This is a genomic window from Streptomyces sp. NPDC051963 (assembly GCF_044593495.1).
Lineage (GTDB): Bacteria > Actinomycetota > Actinomycetes > Streptomycetales > Streptomycetaceae > Streptomyces.
Genome location: NZ_JBIUCC010000001.1, coordinates 691,065 through 706,262, shown reverse-complemented (window position 1 = coordinate 706,262; position 15,198 = coordinate 691,065). Strand labels below are relative to the sequence as shown.

The 15,198-nt window shown below is 70.1% G+C and carries 15 protein-coding genes; 8 read left to right on the top strand and 7 right to left on the bottom strand.

Features of this window, described 5'->3' with window-relative positions:
• Positions 1-3: 3 nt before the first annotated feature.
• Together ACIHFB_RS02935 and ACIHFB_RS02930 are read left to right on the top strand one after the other, a co-directional pair.
• Positions 4-1,188, top strand: a complete 1,185-nt coding sequence (locus ACIHFB_RS02935; protein WP_400125000.1) for an SfnB family sulfur acquisition oxidoreductase — start codon at positions 4-6, stop codon at positions 1,186-1,188.
• Positions 1,189-1,201: 13 nt separating this feature from the next.
• A complete protein-coding gene (locus ACIHFB_RS02930) occupies positions 1,202-2,344 on the top strand; it encodes an LLM class flavin-dependent oxidoreductase (protein WP_400124999.1) in 1,143 nt (380 codons plus the stop codon).
• A gap of 28 nt (positions 2,345-2,372) precedes the next feature.
• Here ACIHFB_RS02930 and ACIHFB_RS02925 read toward each other — a convergent pair whose 3' ends face one another.
• On the bottom strand, positions 2,373-3,419 hold the full coding sequence (locus ACIHFB_RS02925; RefSeq protein ID WP_365269097.1) for an acyl-CoA dehydrogenase family protein: 1,047 nt from the start codon (positions 3,417-3,419) through the stop codon (positions 2,373-2,375).
• 98 nt (positions 3,420-3,517) lie between these two features.
• Here ACIHFB_RS02925 and ACIHFB_RS02920 point away from each other — a divergent pair, with 98 nt between their 5' ends.
• The gene (locus ACIHFB_RS02920; RefSeq protein WP_365271005.1) at positions 3,518-3,877 is read left to right on the top strand and encodes a YciI family protein; all 360 of its coding nucleotides are present in this window, start codon (positions 3,518-3,520) and stop codon (positions 3,875-3,877) included.
• Positions 3,877-5,058 (top strand): RNA polymerase sigma factor, encoded by a 1,182-nt coding sequence (locus ACIHFB_RS02915; RefSeq protein ID WP_365269094.1) that lies wholly within the window; start codon positions 3,877-3,879, stop codon positions 5,056-5,058. Before ACIHFB_RS02920 ends, ACIHFB_RS02915 begins: the two co-directional genes overlap by 1 nt.
• Here the strand turns inward: ACIHFB_RS02915 and urtE are convergent, their stop codons facing one another.
• The 6 genes from urtE to ACIHFB_RS02885 all read right to left on the bottom strand — a co-directional run bounded on the left by urtE (position 5,059) and on the right by ACIHFB_RS02885 (position 11,134).
• Complete coding sequence (gene urtE, locus ACIHFB_RS02910) at positions 5,059-5,751, bottom strand: urea ABC transporter ATP-binding subunit UrtE (protein WP_365269092.1); 693 nt, start codon at positions 5,749-5,751, stop codon at positions 5,059-5,061.
• Positions 5,751-6,521 (bottom strand): urea ABC transporter ATP-binding protein UrtD, encoded by a 771-nt coding sequence (gene urtD / locus ACIHFB_RS02905; protein ID WP_365269089.1) that lies wholly within the window; start codon positions 6,519-6,521, stop codon positions 5,751-5,753. Before urtD ends, urtE begins: the two co-directional genes overlap by 1 nt.
• On the bottom strand, positions 6,518-7,600 hold the full coding sequence (gene urtC / locus ACIHFB_RS02900; protein WP_365269086.1) for an urea ABC transporter permease subunit UrtC: 1,083 nt from the start codon (positions 7,598-7,600) through the stop codon (positions 6,518-6,520). Before urtC ends, urtD begins: the two co-directional genes overlap by 4 nt.
• Entirely contained in the window at positions 7,597-8,493 is an 897-nt protein-coding gene (gene urtB, locus ACIHFB_RS02895; RefSeq protein ID WP_365269084.1) for an urea ABC transporter permease subunit UrtB, read from the bottom strand. The genes urtC and urtB overlap by 4 nt, the downstream gene beginning before the upstream one ends.
• 61 nt (positions 8,494-8,554) lie before the next feature.
• The gene (gene urtA / locus ACIHFB_RS02890) at positions 8,555-9,775 is read right to left on the bottom strand and encodes an urea ABC transporter substrate-binding protein (protein ID WP_400124998.1); all 1,221 of its coding nucleotides are present in this window, start codon (positions 9,773-9,775) and stop codon (positions 8,555-8,557) included.
• A gap of 246 nt (positions 9,776-10,021) precedes the next feature.
• Positions 10,022-11,134 carry a substrate-binding domain-containing protein gene (locus ACIHFB_RS02885; protein ID WP_365269079.1) on the bottom strand — a complete coding sequence of 371 codons (1,113 nt, stop codon included), beginning with the start codon at positions 11,132-11,134 and terminating at the stop codon, positions 10,022-10,024.
• Positions 11,135-11,217: 83 nt separating this feature from the next.
• Between ACIHFB_RS02885 and ACIHFB_RS02880 the strand changes: the two genes are divergently transcribed.
• The 4 genes from ACIHFB_RS02880 (at position 11,218) to ACIHFB_RS02865 (ending at position 15,179) form a co-directional block, all read left to right on the top strand.
• A complete protein-coding gene (locus ACIHFB_RS02880; protein WP_365269076.1) occupies positions 11,218-11,655 on the top strand; it encodes a MarR family transcriptional regulator in 438 nt (145 codons plus the stop codon).
• 148 nt (positions 11,656-11,803) lie between these two features.
• The gene (locus ACIHFB_RS02875; RefSeq protein ID WP_400124997.1) at positions 11,804-13,126 is read left to right on the top strand and encodes an aldehyde dehydrogenase family protein; all 1,323 of its coding nucleotides are present in this window, start codon (positions 11,804-11,806) and stop codon (positions 13,124-13,126) included.
• A 218-nt stretch (positions 13,127-13,344) separates the two neighbouring features.
• Positions 13,345-14,235: a glycoside hydrolase family 19 protein gene (locus ACIHFB_RS02870; protein WP_400124996.1), complete on the top strand. Its 891-nt coding sequence runs from the start codon at positions 13,345-13,347 to the stop codon at positions 14,233-14,235.
• Positions 14,236-14,273: 38 nt separating this feature from the next.
• Positions 14,274-15,179, top strand: a complete 906-nt coding sequence (locus tag ACIHFB_RS02865) for an aldo/keto reductase (protein ID WP_400124995.1) — start codon at positions 14,274-14,276, stop codon at positions 15,177-15,179.
• Positions 15,180-15,198: the final 19 nt, after the last annotated feature.

Sequence of the window (15,198 nt, the reverse complement as noted above, 5' to 3'; positions counted from 1 at the left end):
GTGATGCCCGCCCATGTGATCGCCGACGACGGAGAGGCACTCTCCGTCGCGGCGGCCCTGGCCGACGAGTTCCGCGCCGGAGCCTGCGAACGGGACTCCCGACGCCGGCTCCCGCGCGAGGAGTTGGACCGGCTCTCCGCCTCCGGGCTGCTCGGCGTCACCGTCCCCGCCGAGCACGGCGGCGCCGACATCCGCCAGGAGACCCTCGCGGAGCTCTTCCGACTGCTCGCCGCCGCCGACGCCAGCCTCGCCCAGATCCCGCAGAGCCACTTCGTCTACGTCAATGTGATCCGCCGTCAGGGCACGCAGGAACAGCAGAAGTTCTTCTACGGCGAACTGCTCGCCGGGCGCCGCCTCGGCAACGCCCAGTCGGAGGCGGGCAGCAAGCACGTCCAGGACATCCGTACCCGCCTGGACCCGCAGCCGGACGGCTCGTACGTCCTCACCGGCGTCAAGCACTACTCCACCGGCGCCCTCTTCGCCGACTGGATCCCCGTACTGGCCCGCACCGAGGACGACAACCTCCATGTCGCCTATGTGCCGAGTGACGCCCCCGGGCTGACCGTGGTCGACGACTGGGACGGCATGGGCCAGCGCACGACGGCCAGCGGCACCGTCCGCCTGGACGGCGTCACCGTCCCGGCCGACCGGATCCTGCCGCACCACCTCACCTTCCGAGGGCCTCAACTCCACGGCGCCATCGCCCAGTTGCTGCACGCGGCCATCGACACGGGCATCGCCGGGGGAGCGCTCGACGAGGCCGCCGAGTTCGTCCGCACCAAGAGCCGTCCCTGGTTCGAGAGCGGTACCGAGACCGCCGTGGAGGATCCGCTGCTGATTCAGCGGTTCGGTGAACTCGCCCTCCAGGTGCGGGCATCGGAGGCGTTGCTGCGTGAAGCCGCCCTGCGGGTGGATGCCGCCCGCGCGGACCTCACCGACGACTCGGCGGCCGAGGCGTCCCTCGCGGTGGCCGCCGCGAAGGCCCATGCGGGGACCACGGCCGTGGAGGTCGCCGGTGCGCTCTTCGAGGTCGCCGGAACCCGGTCCGCGCTGAACTCCCTGAACCTCCACCGGCATTGGCGCGACGCCCGCACCCACACCCTGCACGACCCCGCCCGCTGGAAGATCCAGCACCTCGGCCGGTACGTCCTGAGCGGTACGAAGCCGCCCCGGCACGGCCTGCTCTGATCGGAGATCCCCGGTGACCCTCACCTTCCACTGGTTCCTGCCCACCAACGGCGACAGCCGCCATGTCGTCGGCGGCGGCCACGGCACCCCCGCCACCCTCTCCGGACGGGACCGGCCGCCCACGGTCGCCTATCTGAGCCAGATCGCCCGCGCCGCCGAGGACCTCGGCTTCGTCGGTGCGCTCACGCCCACCGGAGCCTGGTGCGAGGACGCTTGGCTGACGACCGCGATGGTCAGCCAGAACACCGAGCGCCTGAAGTTCCTCGTGGCCTTCCGGCCCGGCTTCGTCTCACCCACGCTCGCCGCGCAGATGGCGTCCACCTTCCAGCGGCAGAGCGGCGGACGGCTGCTCCTCAATGTCGTCACCGGCGGTGAGAGCCATGAGCAGCGGGCCTACGGGGACTTTCTCGACAAGGACGCCCGCTATCGCCGTACCGGCGAATTCCTCCAGATCGTAAGGGAGTTGTGGGACGGCAAGACCGTCGACCTGAACGGCGAGCACCTCCAGGTCGAGGACGCCAGGCTGGCCCGCGTGCCGGACCCCGTTCCCGAGGTGTACTTCGGCGGCTCCTCACCCATCGCCGGCGAGGTCGCCGCCCGGCACGTCGACGTGTACCTCACCTGGGGCGAGCCCCCCGCCCAGGTCGCCGAGAAGATCGCCTGGATCCGAGGACTGGCCGCCGAACAGGGCCGGACCCTCCGCTTCGGCATCCGGCTGCACGTCATCACCCGGGACACCTCCGCGCAGGCCTGGGCGGAAGCGAACCGGCTCCTCGAAGGCTTCGACCCGGAGACCGTACGGTCCGTCCAGGCCGGGCTGGGCCGCAGCGAGTCCGAGGGGCAGCAGCGGATGCTCGCGCTGCACGGCGGCGACCGCGACGGCCTGGAGATCCACCCCAACCTCTGGGCCGGCATCGGCCTGGTCCGCGGCGGCGCGGGCACCGCCCTGGTCGGCAGCCATGACGAGGTCGCCGAGCGAATCGAGGAGTACCACGCCCTCGGTATCGACGAGTTCGTCCTCTCCGGCTATCCGCACCTGGAGGAGGCGTACTGGTTCGGCGAGGGCGTCCTGCCCCGACTCGCCGCGCGCGGCCTGTGGCGGCATCCGTTCGGGGAACAGGCGGCCTCCTCGGCGCAGGTGCCGTTCGCGAGCTGAGCTTCGGACGCGGGAGACGGGCTGGGACTCAGCCCGACAGCTGTTCGAGGTGTGCCCGGCGTACTCCGGTCGTCTGGCCCTGCACCAGTAGGAACATGCCCTCGCGCGCCAGCCGTTGCGCAGGGTTGCGCAGGTCCATGGTGCGGCCGCCTCCGGAGACGATCGCGGCGGTCGTTGCCGCGCGCATCAGGTCGTAGGCCCGTGTCTTGAGGGCCAGGCGTTCCTCGACGTGTTCGTGCGGTGCGGGGTGGTCGGCGAGGGCGTAGGCCTGGGTGCGTACCTCGTCGAGGCGGGTGCGTAGGGCGGAGGCCGTTGCCTCTGCCTCCGTGTCGCCGTCCAGAAGGGCGAGCGCCGCGTGCGCGATGCCGAAGACGGCCGGGTTGGTGTTCGCGGCGCGGGGGAGGTCGATCTGCGCGAACTTCTCGTGCGGGGTGCGCAGCACCACTGATTCGTCGGGCAGCCGGACTCCGGTCAGTTGCAACGACACCGTGCGGGCAGCGGTCAGGGCCGCGAGTCGCATCGGCTCGGACGGGCGCAGGCCCGCCTGCTCGCGCGCCTCGGTGAACGCGAACACCACCTCGCCCGCGTCCGTGACGCCCGCGAGCAGCATCACGTCGTTCAGCCCCCAGCCGGTGTACCAGGGCACCGTGCCGTCGAAGCGCCAGCCGCCGCGCTCGGCGGTGGCCCGCACAGGGATCCGCGGGAAGGCGCGGACGTGTGCGTAGGCGATCCCGGCCAGCAGCTCCCCGGTCGCGAGCGGGCCGAGCAGCCGCTCCCGAACGGGCAGTCGGGAGTCGGTGAGGAGTTTCACCGGCGTGTAGTGCTGCGTCTGCACGAACCAGGTGGAGCAGCACGCGCCGGCCAGGATCTCCGCCGTCTCGCGGGCCACCGCGGCGGACGCGGCCGAACCGCCGTACTCCACGGGTGCGCTCACCCCCAGCAACCCGGACCGTTTGACCGCCTCGACATGGCTCATGGGCACGCCCTCGAGGTCGACCCGCTCCGCCTGGGGCGCGAGGAGGTCGGTGGCGAGTTGTCGGGCACGGGCTACGAGCGGGTGGGATGCGGTGGCCATGGACAAGATTCTTCCGGTGTCGCGGCGCGAGGTGTCGATCCGGGGCTCTTCCGTTCGTGTAGGAGGTGAGAGAACGCCACGACGCCTGGGAGGCCGTCATGAAGTACTACCTGCTCAGCGTGATGCAGCCCATCGGGGAGCCGCCCGCCCCGGAGATCCTCGCCGAGATCGGCAAGAACCTCGAGGTGTTCCACCGGGAGCTGCGGGAGTCGGGCGCCTGGGTGTTCGCCGGCGGACTGCACGGCCCGGAGTCCTCCACCGTGCTGCGGCCCCGCGACGGAGACGTCCTGGTCACCGACGGCCCGTACGCCGAGGGCAAGGAGATGCTCGGCGGCATCTGTCTGATCAAGGCACCCGACCTGGACGTGGCCCTGGAGTGGGGCCGCAAGGCCGCTCTGGCGACCACGTTGCCGATCGAGGTCCGGCCCTTCATGCACCTGCATGACGAAGAGGGCTGATGGCTCCTGACGTGGAGGCCGTCTTCCGATCCGAGTACGGCCGCGCGGTCTCCGTCCTCGTCCGCTTCCTCGGCGACATCGACTTGGCCGAGGAAGCGGTCCAGGACGCCTTCACCACGGCCGTGCAGCGCTGGCCGGAGACAGGAATCCCGCCGAGCCCGGCCGGGTGGATCATCACCACCGCCCGCAATCGGGCGATCGACCGGCTGCGCCGCGAGTCGTCCAGGGACGCCCGCCACGCCGAGGCCGCCCTGGTGCACGCCCCCGACCCACCCGCCGAGGAGGGACCCGTGCGCGACGACCGGCTCCGACTCCTCTTCACCTGCTGCCACCCGGCGCTCGCGCTCCAGGCGCAGGTCGCCCTCACGCTCCGACTGCTCGGCGGGCTCACGACCGACCGGATCGCCCGCGCCTTCCTCGTCCCCGAGCCGACCATGGCCCAGCGGTTGGTCCGCGCCAAGGCCAAGATCCGGGACGCCCGCATCCCCTACCGCGTACCCCGCGACGCCGACCTCCCCGACCGTCTGAACGGTGTCCTGGCCGTCGTCTACCTGATCTTCAACGAGGGGTACGAGGGCGCCCCCGAGCTGTGCGCCGAAGCCGTACGCCTGGGCCGGCTGCTCACCGAGTTGATGCCCGACGAGCCCGAGGCGACCGGGCTGCTGGCTCTGATGCTGCTCGTCGAGTCCCGCCGGGCCGCCCGGCAGGACGCCGGCGGCTCGCTCGTGCCGCTGCCCGAGCAGGACCGCGGCCGATGGGACCGCGAGCTGATCACTGAGGGCCAGGCCCTGGTCCGCCGCTGTCTGCGCCGGAACCGGCCCGGGCCCTACCAGATCCAGGCCGCGATCCAGGCCGTGCACAGCGACGCACCCACCGCCGACGCCACGGACTGGAGCCAGGTCCTCCAGCTCTACGACCAGCTGACGGCACTGGCCGGCACCCCGGTCGTGGCCCTCAACCGGGCGGTCGCGGTGGCGGAGGTGAGCGGACCCGGCGCGGCACTCGCCCTGGTCGACACCCTGGACCTGGAGCACTACCACGTCTTCCACGCCGTACGGGCCGATCTGCTGCGCCGTCTGGAACGGACCGCCGAGGCAGCCGAGGAGTACGACGCGGCGATCGCACTGAGCGAGAACCCGGCCGAACGCGCCTACCTCGAACGCGTTCGGCGGGCCCTGTGATCACACGCTCAGCGCCTCCCGCACCGACAGCTCCGCGTCCTTGCCGCCCTCGCCGGACGACGTGACCCGACCCGCCTCCAGGACGTAGTACCGCTGCGCCGCCCGCATCGCGAAGCCGACGTGCTGCTCCACCAGCAATACCGACAGTCCGCCCCGAGCGGCCAGCGCGAGGATCGTCTCCTCGATCTCGGCCACCACCGACGGCTGGATGCCCTCGGTCGGCTCGTCGAGGAGCAGCATCCGAGGCTCCGTCACCAGGGCGCGGGCGATGGCGAGTTGCTGCCGCTGGCCGCCCGACAACAGGCCCGCACGACGGTTGGAGAGGGTGCGCAGCGCCGGGAACAGGTCCAGCGCCTCGGCGACCGCCGCCCTCCCGCGCTTACGGCCGTCCGCGACCAACTGGAGGTTCTCCGCGGTCGTCAGGTGCGGAAACGCCTGCTGGCCCTGCGGGACGTACGCCATCCCGCGCGCGACCCGCTCGTGCGGTTTGCGGCGCGTGATGTCCTCGCCGTCGAACCGGACCGTGCCGCTGACCGGGGTCAGCAGTCCGACCGCCGCGCGCAGCAGTGTGCTCTTGCCGGCGCCGTTGTGCCCGAGCACTGCGGCCACACCGTCCTTCGGGACGTCCACGCAGACGCCGTGCAGGACGGTGCTGCGGTGGTAGCCGACGCGGACGTCGTCGATCTCAAGCATCACGCCTCCTGTACGACGGCGGTGGCGTCCTCGGTGGCCGAGTGCCCGAGGTACACCTCCTGCACCTTCGGATCGGCCTGCACCTGTGCCACCGTGCCCTCGCTGAGCACCTTGCCGGCGTGCAGCACGCTGACGCTGCGGGCGAAGGAGCGCATGAAGTCCATGTCGTGCTCGATGACGACGACGGTCCGCTCCTCGCTGATGCGCTCCAACAGCTCGCCGGTGGCCTGCCGTTCGTCGTGGCTCATCCCGGCGACCGGCTCGTCGAGCAGCAGCAGCCGTACGTCCTGCACGAGCAGCATGCCGATCTCCAGCCACTGCTTCTGCCCGTGCGCGAGCGTCCCTGCGGGGGAGTCCGCGAGTTCGGCGAGCCCGACCGTCCGGAGTGCCCGCGCGACGGACTCCGGCACATCCTTGCGGCGGCGCAGCATGGTCCACGCGCCACGGCCCGCGCCGGCCGCGATGTCCAGGTTCTGGAGCACCGTCAACTCCTCGAAGACGGTGGCCGTCTGAAACGTGCGGCCGATGCCCGACCGGGCGATCCTGTGCACGCTCCGCCCGAGCAGCTCCTCGCCGCCGAAGAGCACCGAGCCCTCGGCCCTCACCAGACCGGTGACGGCGTCGACGAGCGTCGTCTTCCCGGCGCCGTTCGGGCCGATGAGGAACCGCAGATCACCCGGCTGGACCTCCAGGTCCACGCCGTCCACCGCGGTGAACCCGTCGAAGGACACCCGCAGTTGACGTATTTCCAGCCCTGACAACTCGCTCATGCTGCTTCTCCCACGGGAAGGGCGGGCGTCTGCCGAACAGCCCGGCGGCGTCGCCGTACCATCCCGGCCAGTGAGGCGAGACCGCCCGGCAGGAACGCCAGCGCCACGATGAACAGCAGGCCCTGGAAGTAGGTCCAGCCCGCCGGGAACTCCTCCGACAGCGCCGTCTTGGCCCAGGCCACGCCGACCGCGCCGAGCACGGCGCCGACCAGACTGGCCCGGCCGCCCACCGCCGCGCCGATCACGAACTCGATGGAGGGCACGATGCCGATCATCGCGGGCGAGATGATGCCGACGGCCGGGACGAACAGCGCGCCCGCGAGGCCCGCCATGCCGGCGGCCACGACGTAGGCGACGAGCTTCACGTTCGCGGGGTTGTATCCGAGGAAGCGCACCCGCTCCTCCGAGTCCCGTACGGCGACCAGGAGTTCGCCGTACCGGCTGTGGATGAGCTGGCGGGCGACGGCGATCAGCACCAGCAGGGACGCGGCGATGATGAAGTACACCATCCGCTGGTTGACCGGGTCGTCGAGGTCGTAGCCGAAGAAGCCCTGGATGTCCGTGAGTCCGTTGGTGCCGCCCGTCGTCGCCTGCTGACCGATCAGCCAGATCGCGAAGGCGGCGGCGAGGGCCTGGCTGAGGATGGCGAAGTACGCGCCCTTCACCCGGCGCCGGAAGATGAACAGCCCCAGGATCGCCGCCACGGCCATCGGCAGCAGCACGGTCGCGGCCAGCGCGAACAGCGGGTTCTCGAACGGCTTCCACCACCAGGGGAGTTCGGTGGCGGTGCCGTACAGCGCCATGAAGTCGGGCAGGTTGCCCGGACCCGCGTCGGCGATCTTCAGATGCATCGCCATGGCGTAGCCGCCGAGCCCGAAGAAGACACCCTGGCCGAGCGTGAGCAGGCCGCCGCGACCCCACGCCAGGCAGATGCCGACGGCGACCATCGCCGTGCACAGGTACTTGGCGAGCAGACCCAGCCGGAAGTCGGACAGGGCGAGCGGGGCGACGGCGAAGAGCAGCAGGGCTGCACCTGCGAATGCGGCCCACGTCCGGGCACGTCCGTTGAGAACGGTCATACGAGACTCCTCGTACGCAGCGTGTACAGCCCCTGGGGCCGCCACTGGAGGAACGCGACGATGGCCACCAGGACCAGCACCTTGGCGACGCTCACGGTGGTGGAGTACTCCAGCACCGACTGGAGCACGCCCAGCACGAAGGCGACGATCACACTGCCCTTGAGCTGGCCGATGCCGCCGACGACGATGACGAGGAAGGCGTCGATGATGACGTTCGTGCCCATCGTCGGCCCGATCGGACCGACCAGGGTCAGTGCGACCCCGGCCACGCCCGCGAGACCGGAACCGATGAAGAAGGCGGTGCGGTCGACACGGGACGTGGAGATGCCGGACACCTCCGCCAGGTCCCGGTTCTGCACCACGGCCCTGATCCGCCGGCCGAGCGGCGTCAGCCGCAGCGTCAGCGACAGCGCGACCACCGCCGCTATCGCCAACGCCAGAATGAACAGGCGGCTGTTGGCGAAGGTCAGCGGGTCGTCCCCGCCGATGACGGTGATGTTGCCGGTCAGCCAGTCCGGCGCACGGGTCTGCACATTCGGCGCGCCGAAAATGTCACGGGCGAGCTGCTGAAGCATCAGCGAGACACCCCAGGTGACGAGGAGCGTGTCAAGTGGCCGCAGATACAGGCGTCGTATCAACAGCCATTCCAGTAGCGCGCCCAGCGCACCCGAGACGAGAAAAGCGACGGGCAGCGCGACCAGCAGTGAAATTCCCGCACTGGAAATGGACTTCTGGAGGACGTACGTCGTGTAGGCGCCCGCCATGATGAACTCGCCGTGGGCCATGTTGATGACGTTCATCTGGCCGAAGGTGAGCGAAAGGCCGAGCGCGATGAGCAGCAGGACGGCACCGATGCTGATGCCGGTGAAGGTCTGACCGAGGATCACGGTCATACGGCGGCTCCGGGAGACGGCGTCCGTGGGCCCCGGAGGGCCCACGGACGGTGACGGTCGGTCAGGACAGGCCGGAGGCCCAGGAGTAGCCCTTGAGGTACGGGTCCGGCTTGATGGGCTTGCCGGAGTTCCACACCTCCTTGATCAGGCCGTCGGTGCCGATCTCGCCGATGCGCGCGGTCTTGTAGATGTGCTGGCTTGCGCCGTCCACGGTGACCTTGCCCTCGGGCGCGTCGAAGGTGATGCCGTCGGAGGCCGCCTTCACTTTCTCCGGGTCGAAGGACTTCGCCTTCTCGACCATCGCCTTCCACAGGTAGACCGAGGTGTACGCGGCCTCCATGGGGTCACTGGTCGGCTTGTCCGCGCCGTACTTGGCCTTGTATGCCTTCACGAACTTCGTGTTCGCCGCGCCCGCGGTGGTCTGGTAGTAGTTCCAGGCCGTCAGCTGGCCCGCCAGGTACTGGGAGCCGATCGACTTGACCTCCTCCTCGGCGATCGACACCGAGACGACCGGCATGGACTTCGCGGTCAGGCCGGCCGACTTGTACTCCTTGAAGAAGGCCACGTTCGAGTCGCCGTTGAGGGTGTTGAAGACGGCGTCCGCCTTCGACGCCTTCACCTTGTTGGCGATCGTGCTGAATTCCGTGGAGCCCAGCGGCGCGTAGTCCTCGCCGAGGATCGTCATGCCGTTGGCCTTCGCGTACGCCGTGATCTCCTTGTTGGCGGTGCGCGGGAAGACGTAGTCGCTGCCGACCAGGTAGATCTTCTTCAGGCCCTTGCTCTTGAGGTAGTCGAGCGCCGGCACGATCTGCTGGTTGGTGGTGGCGCCCGTGTAGAAGATGTACGGGGACTCCTCGAGGCCCTCGTACTGCACGGGGTAGAAGAGCAGGGACTTGTTCTTCTCGAAGACCGGCTTGACCGCCTTGCGGCTGGCGGAGGTCCAGCAGCCGAAGGTGGCGGCGACCCGGTCCTCCTTGATCAGCTTCTGCGCCTTCTCGGCGAAGGTGGGCCAGTCGGAGGCGCCGTCCTCGCTGATCGGCCGGATCTTCTTGCCGAGCACACCGCCGGAGGCGTTGATCTCGTCGATCGCCAGCTTCAGCGAGTCGCGTACGGTCACCTCGCTGATCGCCATGGTGCCGGAGAGCGAGTTGAGCAGACCGACCTTGACCGTGTCACCGCTGACGTCGGCCTTCGCGGCCTCGTCGGACGAACCGGCCGCGTCGGTCTTCGCACCGCACGCGGACAGCATCACGACCGCCGCGAGTGCGGCGCCGCCGGCCATGAAACGACGGCGGAGAACAAGTGAAACCCTGGACAAATGAACCCCCTCGGGGATGGCGGGAGCAACCTCCCGAAGCGGTCCACAGCCTCAAGTCGCCCTGTTTCCAAGAGGTTTCGCGGGACTTTCCCCGAGGCAACAAAAAACGCCCCGAGGGAACTTGATCGGCATTCAGAAGCCGAATTCACAATTCGCCCGAGGCATTCTAATTACTTTCTGTGGGAAGTATCTTGGTGCGGTGCGGACATGTCAAGGGTGGGAATCGTGAAGGTCGAGCTCCGTGAGCACGTCGAAGTCGAGCCCGTCCGCGCGGGCCAGGTAGATCCGCTGCCGCACATGACCGCCACGCAGGTGCAGCAGCCCGCGCGGGCCCTCGTACGACACGGTGTCGGCGGCCGCCCCGATCGCCGACACGTCCAGCGTCCCGGCCTGCTTGAGCAGTGCGGCGAGCAACAGCACGCCCTCGTAACAGGATTCGCCCAGACTGCCGAGCGTGGGCGCCTCGACCCCGTACCGGCCCGCGTACTGCCCGTGGAAGTCGAGCGTGTCCTGGTTGGCCAGCGAAGCGAAGTACCCGGCGGTGCTGTAGAGGTCGACGGTGGCCGAAGGGCCGCTCGCCATCAGCATGTTCTCGTCCATCAGTGTACTCAGCCGCAGGCAGCGGGCGTCGAGGCCGTGGGCCGCGAACGCCCGGTTGAAGCGCACCGCGTCGCTGCCGACCAGCAGCATCAGTACGGCGTCCGCGTCCGACCGCTCGATGCGCCGCAGCACCGGCTCGAAGTCGTGGGTGCCGAGCGGGAGATGGACCTCCCCGTCGATGCTCCCGCCGCACTCCCGCGCATACGCGTACGCCGCCCGGGCCGTACGCCGGGGCCACACATAGTCGTTGCCGACGACGAACCAGCGCCGCACCCGCCGCTCGTGCGCCAGCAGGCGCATCGCGGGCCGCAGTTGGTCGCGCGGCGTCTCGCTCGTGAGGAAGACGCCGGAGGTGTGCTCGCCGCCCTCGTAGAGTGCGGTGTAGACGTACGGAACGCGATGGGCGATCCTCGGCGCCAGCGCCTGCCGTACAGAGGAGATGTGCCAGCCCGTGACACCCTGCGCGACGCCCAGGTCCACCAGCGCCTCGACGTGGTCGGCGATCTCGCGCGGCGCCGCGCCGCCGTCGACGGGCAGCAGCCTGAGCTCCCTGCCGAGGACCCCGCCCGACCGGTTGACCTCCTCCGCGGCCAGCTGCGCGCACAGCTCGCAGGTGGGCCCGAAGATCCCGGCCGGCCCCTGCAACGGAAAGACCAGGGCCACGCCGAGTACGGAGTCGTCGGCCGTGAACCAGTCGGATGCAGGGGAATCGTGCCGGAACATGACGTCATGATTCCGCGTGGTCCTGGTGAACTCCAGTCCGTCTCATACGATGTATGCACCCCGTGACAGGCCCTAGGAGCACGATGGCTACCTCTGCCGCACGCCGGCCCCGCGATCTGGTGCAGCTCCTGACGCGGGCCGAGAGGATGGCCGCGCGGCGGCTCCAGGCCGTGCTGGACGAGGAGGGCTGCTCGGTGGACGCCTGGCGGGTCCTCGCGCTGCTCGCCGACGGACAGGGGCATCACATGTCGGCGATCGCGGAGGCCGCCTTCCTGCCGCCGCCGACGCTGACCAAGCTGGTCGACCAGCTCGTCGACCAGAACCTCGTCCATCGGCGGGTCGACCCGCTCGACCGCCGTCGCATCCTCGCCCACCTCACTCCGCGCGGCCAGGAGTACTGGCGCCGAGTCGACCGGGCGGTTCGCACCGACTGGCCGGCCCTCAGCGACGGGGACGACGAGCTGCTGCGCGGGCTGCTGGAGCGGCTGGCCGCGACGCTCGACGCGTCCGCCCGCGTGTGACGGGAGCCTCACGCAAACTGTTTCGTGAGCGTGGAATGCACGGTCCGAGCCGATGGTTGGTATATACATCGAGCTGACCGCTCCGCAATCGACCGCTCCATAACCGCACCCGCGCGCCGCCAGGCCCGCGTACAACCAGCGAGGCACCGTGAACCACTCCACCGCCGAGCAGCCCGCCGACATCGTGGCGCGACTGCGTGCCACCTTCCGGACCGGCCGCACCAAGCCCGTCGAATGGCGCACCGCACAACTGCGCCGACTGCGCGAGATGCTCACGGAGAACGGACCCGACCTGGCCGCCGCCCTCCACGTCGACCTGGGCAAGAGCAGCGCGGAGGCCCACCGGACGGAGATCGACTTCACCGTCCGCGAGATCGACCACACCCTCGACCACCTGGACGAGTGGCTGCGCCCCGAGTCGGCGCCCGTCCCGGCGCGTCTCGGTGCCGACGCCACCGCCTGGACGCAGTACGACCCCCTCGGCGTCGTCCTCGTCATCGCCCCGTGGAACTACCCGGCCCAGCTCCTGCTCGCGCCCGTCGTCGGCGCCCTGGCCGCGGGCAACGCGGTGGTGGCCAAGCCCAGCGAGATGGCACCCGCGACCTCCGCCGCGCTGGCCCGGCTGCTGCCCGCGTATCTGGACACCGAGGCCGTCGCCGTCGTCGAGGGCGGCATCCCCGAGACCACGGCCCTGCTCGCCGAGCGCTTCGACCACATCTTCTACACCGGGAACGGCACCGTCGGCCGCATCGTCATGCGCGCGGCCGCCGAGCACCTCACCCCCGTCGCCCTCGAACTCGGCGGCAAGTCCCCGGCGTTCGTCGACCGCGACGCCGACCTCGACGTCGTCGCCGACCGGCTGGCCCGCGGCAAGTTCACCAACGCGGGGCAGACCTGCGTGGCCCCCGACTACGTCCTGACCGACCCGGAGACCGCCGCCGCCCTCGAACCCGCCCTCACCCGGGCCGTCGAGAAGCTCTTCGGCACCGACCCCTCGGCCTCCGGCGAGTACGGCCGCATCGTCAACGAACGCCACTACGACCGGCTCTCCGGCCTGCTCGACTCCGGCCGGGTGGTCGTGGGCGGCGCCGGCGACCGTACGGCGAAGTACATCGCGCCGACCGTCCTCGCCGACGTCGACCCCGGTTCGCCGGTCATGCAGGAGGAGATCTTCGGCCCGATCCTGCCGATCGTCACCGTGCGGGGTCTCGACGAGGCGATCGACTTCATCAACGACCGCGACAAGCCCCTTGCGCTGTACGTCTTCTCCGAGTCCGACGAGGCGCGCGGACGCATCGCCGCCGAGACGTCCTCCGGCGGCCTCGGGTACGGTCTGCCGCTCGCCCATCTCACCGTCTCCGACCTGCCGTTCGGCGGCGTGGGGGAGAGCGGCATGGGCAGCTACCACGGCCGCTACTCCATCGAGACGTTCAGCCACCGCAAGGCGGTCCTGGCGAAGCCGCTGCGCTGACCGTTCCTGTAAGGCCGTAGGTGATCGGTCGCGCGGGGCCGGGGAGTTGACTGGTCTACACCCTTGACTGGTACAGACCAAAGCGGTTGAGTGTGGCTCCACACCCCCCACCACGGCCGCCCCCGACGCCGTGGCCGGCGTCGCCGGCACGTGCGCACAAGGCTCTGCTCCGCCCTGCCTTGTCGGGGTCGGCCGTGCTTCGCGAAGGAGTCGATCCTGTGTCGAGGCGCCGCATCTCAGCCGCACTGACCGTCCTCGCCCTCGCCGGCAGCGTGCCGGTGCTCCTCCCGGCCGCCGAGGCGTCCGCCGCCGCCTGCTCGAGCTACCCGAGCTGGACGGCGGGGCGGTCGTACAACGCCGGGGACATCGTCCGCTACACCGACGGCAAGGCCTACATCGCCGAGCACGCCAACCCGGGCTACGATCCCATCATCAGCACCTGGTACTGGGAGCCCTACGCCTGCGACGGCGGCTCCGACACGCCCTCCGCCACCTTCGTGGTGAGCGAGGCGCAGTTCAACCAGATGTTCCCGAACCGGAACTCCTTCTACACGTACAGCGGTCTGACCGCCGCGCTGAGCGCCTACCCGGGCTTCGCGAACACCGGCAGCGAGACGGTGAAGAAGCAGGAGGCCGCCGCCTTCCTCGCCAACGTCAGCCACGAGACCGGCGGGTTGGTCCACATAGTCGAGCAGAACCAGGCCAACTACCCGCACTACTGCGACTGGAGCCAGCCCTACGGCTGTCCGGCGGGCCAGGCCGCCTACTACGGCCGCGGCCCGATCCAGCTGTCCTGGAACTTCAACTACAAGGCGGCGGGCGACGCGCTCGGCATCGACCTGCTCAACAATCCGTGGCTGGTGCAGAACGACTCCGCCGTGGCCTGGAAGACCGGTCTTTGGTACTGGAACACCCAGTCGGGCCCCGGCACCATGACCCCGCACAATGCCATGGTCAACCAGGCCGGCTTCGGTCAGACGATCCGCTCCATCAACGGCTCCCTGGAGTGCGACGGCAAGAACCCCGCGCAGGTCCAGAGCCGCGTGGACAACTACAACCGCTTCACCTCGATCCTCGGCGTCTCGCCCGGCGGCAACCTCTACTGCTGACGCCACCCCGCCCGCGAGGCCTGTGCGAGACTCCGCCGATGACCTCGGACACGATCACCGCGCAGGCCGCGGGCACCTGGAACCTCGGTGACCTGCCCGTCAGCCGCATCGGCTTGGGTGCGATGCGGCTCACGGGGAGCGCAGCCTTCCACCTCGGCACCCCCAGCGACCGCCGAAGGTCGATCGCCGTGCTGCACAAGGCGATCGAGCTCGGCGTCAACCACATCGACACGGCCGCCTTCTACTTCTCCTCGCTGCGCTCCGCCAACGAGCTGATCAACAGCGCGCTGTCGCCGTACGCCGACGACCTGGTGATCGCCACGAAGGTAGGCCCCTACCGCGACATCCACGGCGAGTGGGGCACCTCGGCCAGACCCGACCAGCTGCGCGGCCACGTCGAGGAGAACCTGCGCCAGCTCGGCCGCGACCACCTCGACGTCGTGTATCTGCGCCGCATGCGGCAGGACTCCATCGCCGAGCACTTCGGTGCGCTCGCCGACCTCCGCGAAACGGGCCTGATCCGGCACCTCGGCATCTCCGCCGTGGAACCCCGCCACCTCGCCGAGGCACAGTCCATCGCACCCGTGGTGTGCGTGCAGAACCCGTACGGCATCGCCTTCGCCGACCCCGCGACCGACGAACTCCTCCGGCTCTGCGGCGAACAGGGCATCGCGTTCGTGCCGTTCTACGCCGTGGCGGGCGAGGGCCGGGACCAGGGCAGCGCTGACAGCCACGAACAGGAGGTGCTCGCCGTCGCCCGCGCGCACGGTGCGAGCCCCGCGCAGGTCCGGATCGCCTGGACACTGCAACAGGGCCCGCACGTGCTCGCCATCCCCGGCACCGGCAACCCGGACCACCTCGTGGAGAACGTGGCGGCGGGCGCGCTCCGCCTCACCGAGGACGAGATGGAGCGGCTCAACACGCTGCGCAGGAAGGCGGGTTGAGCGTCAGCTCCTGCTTTCA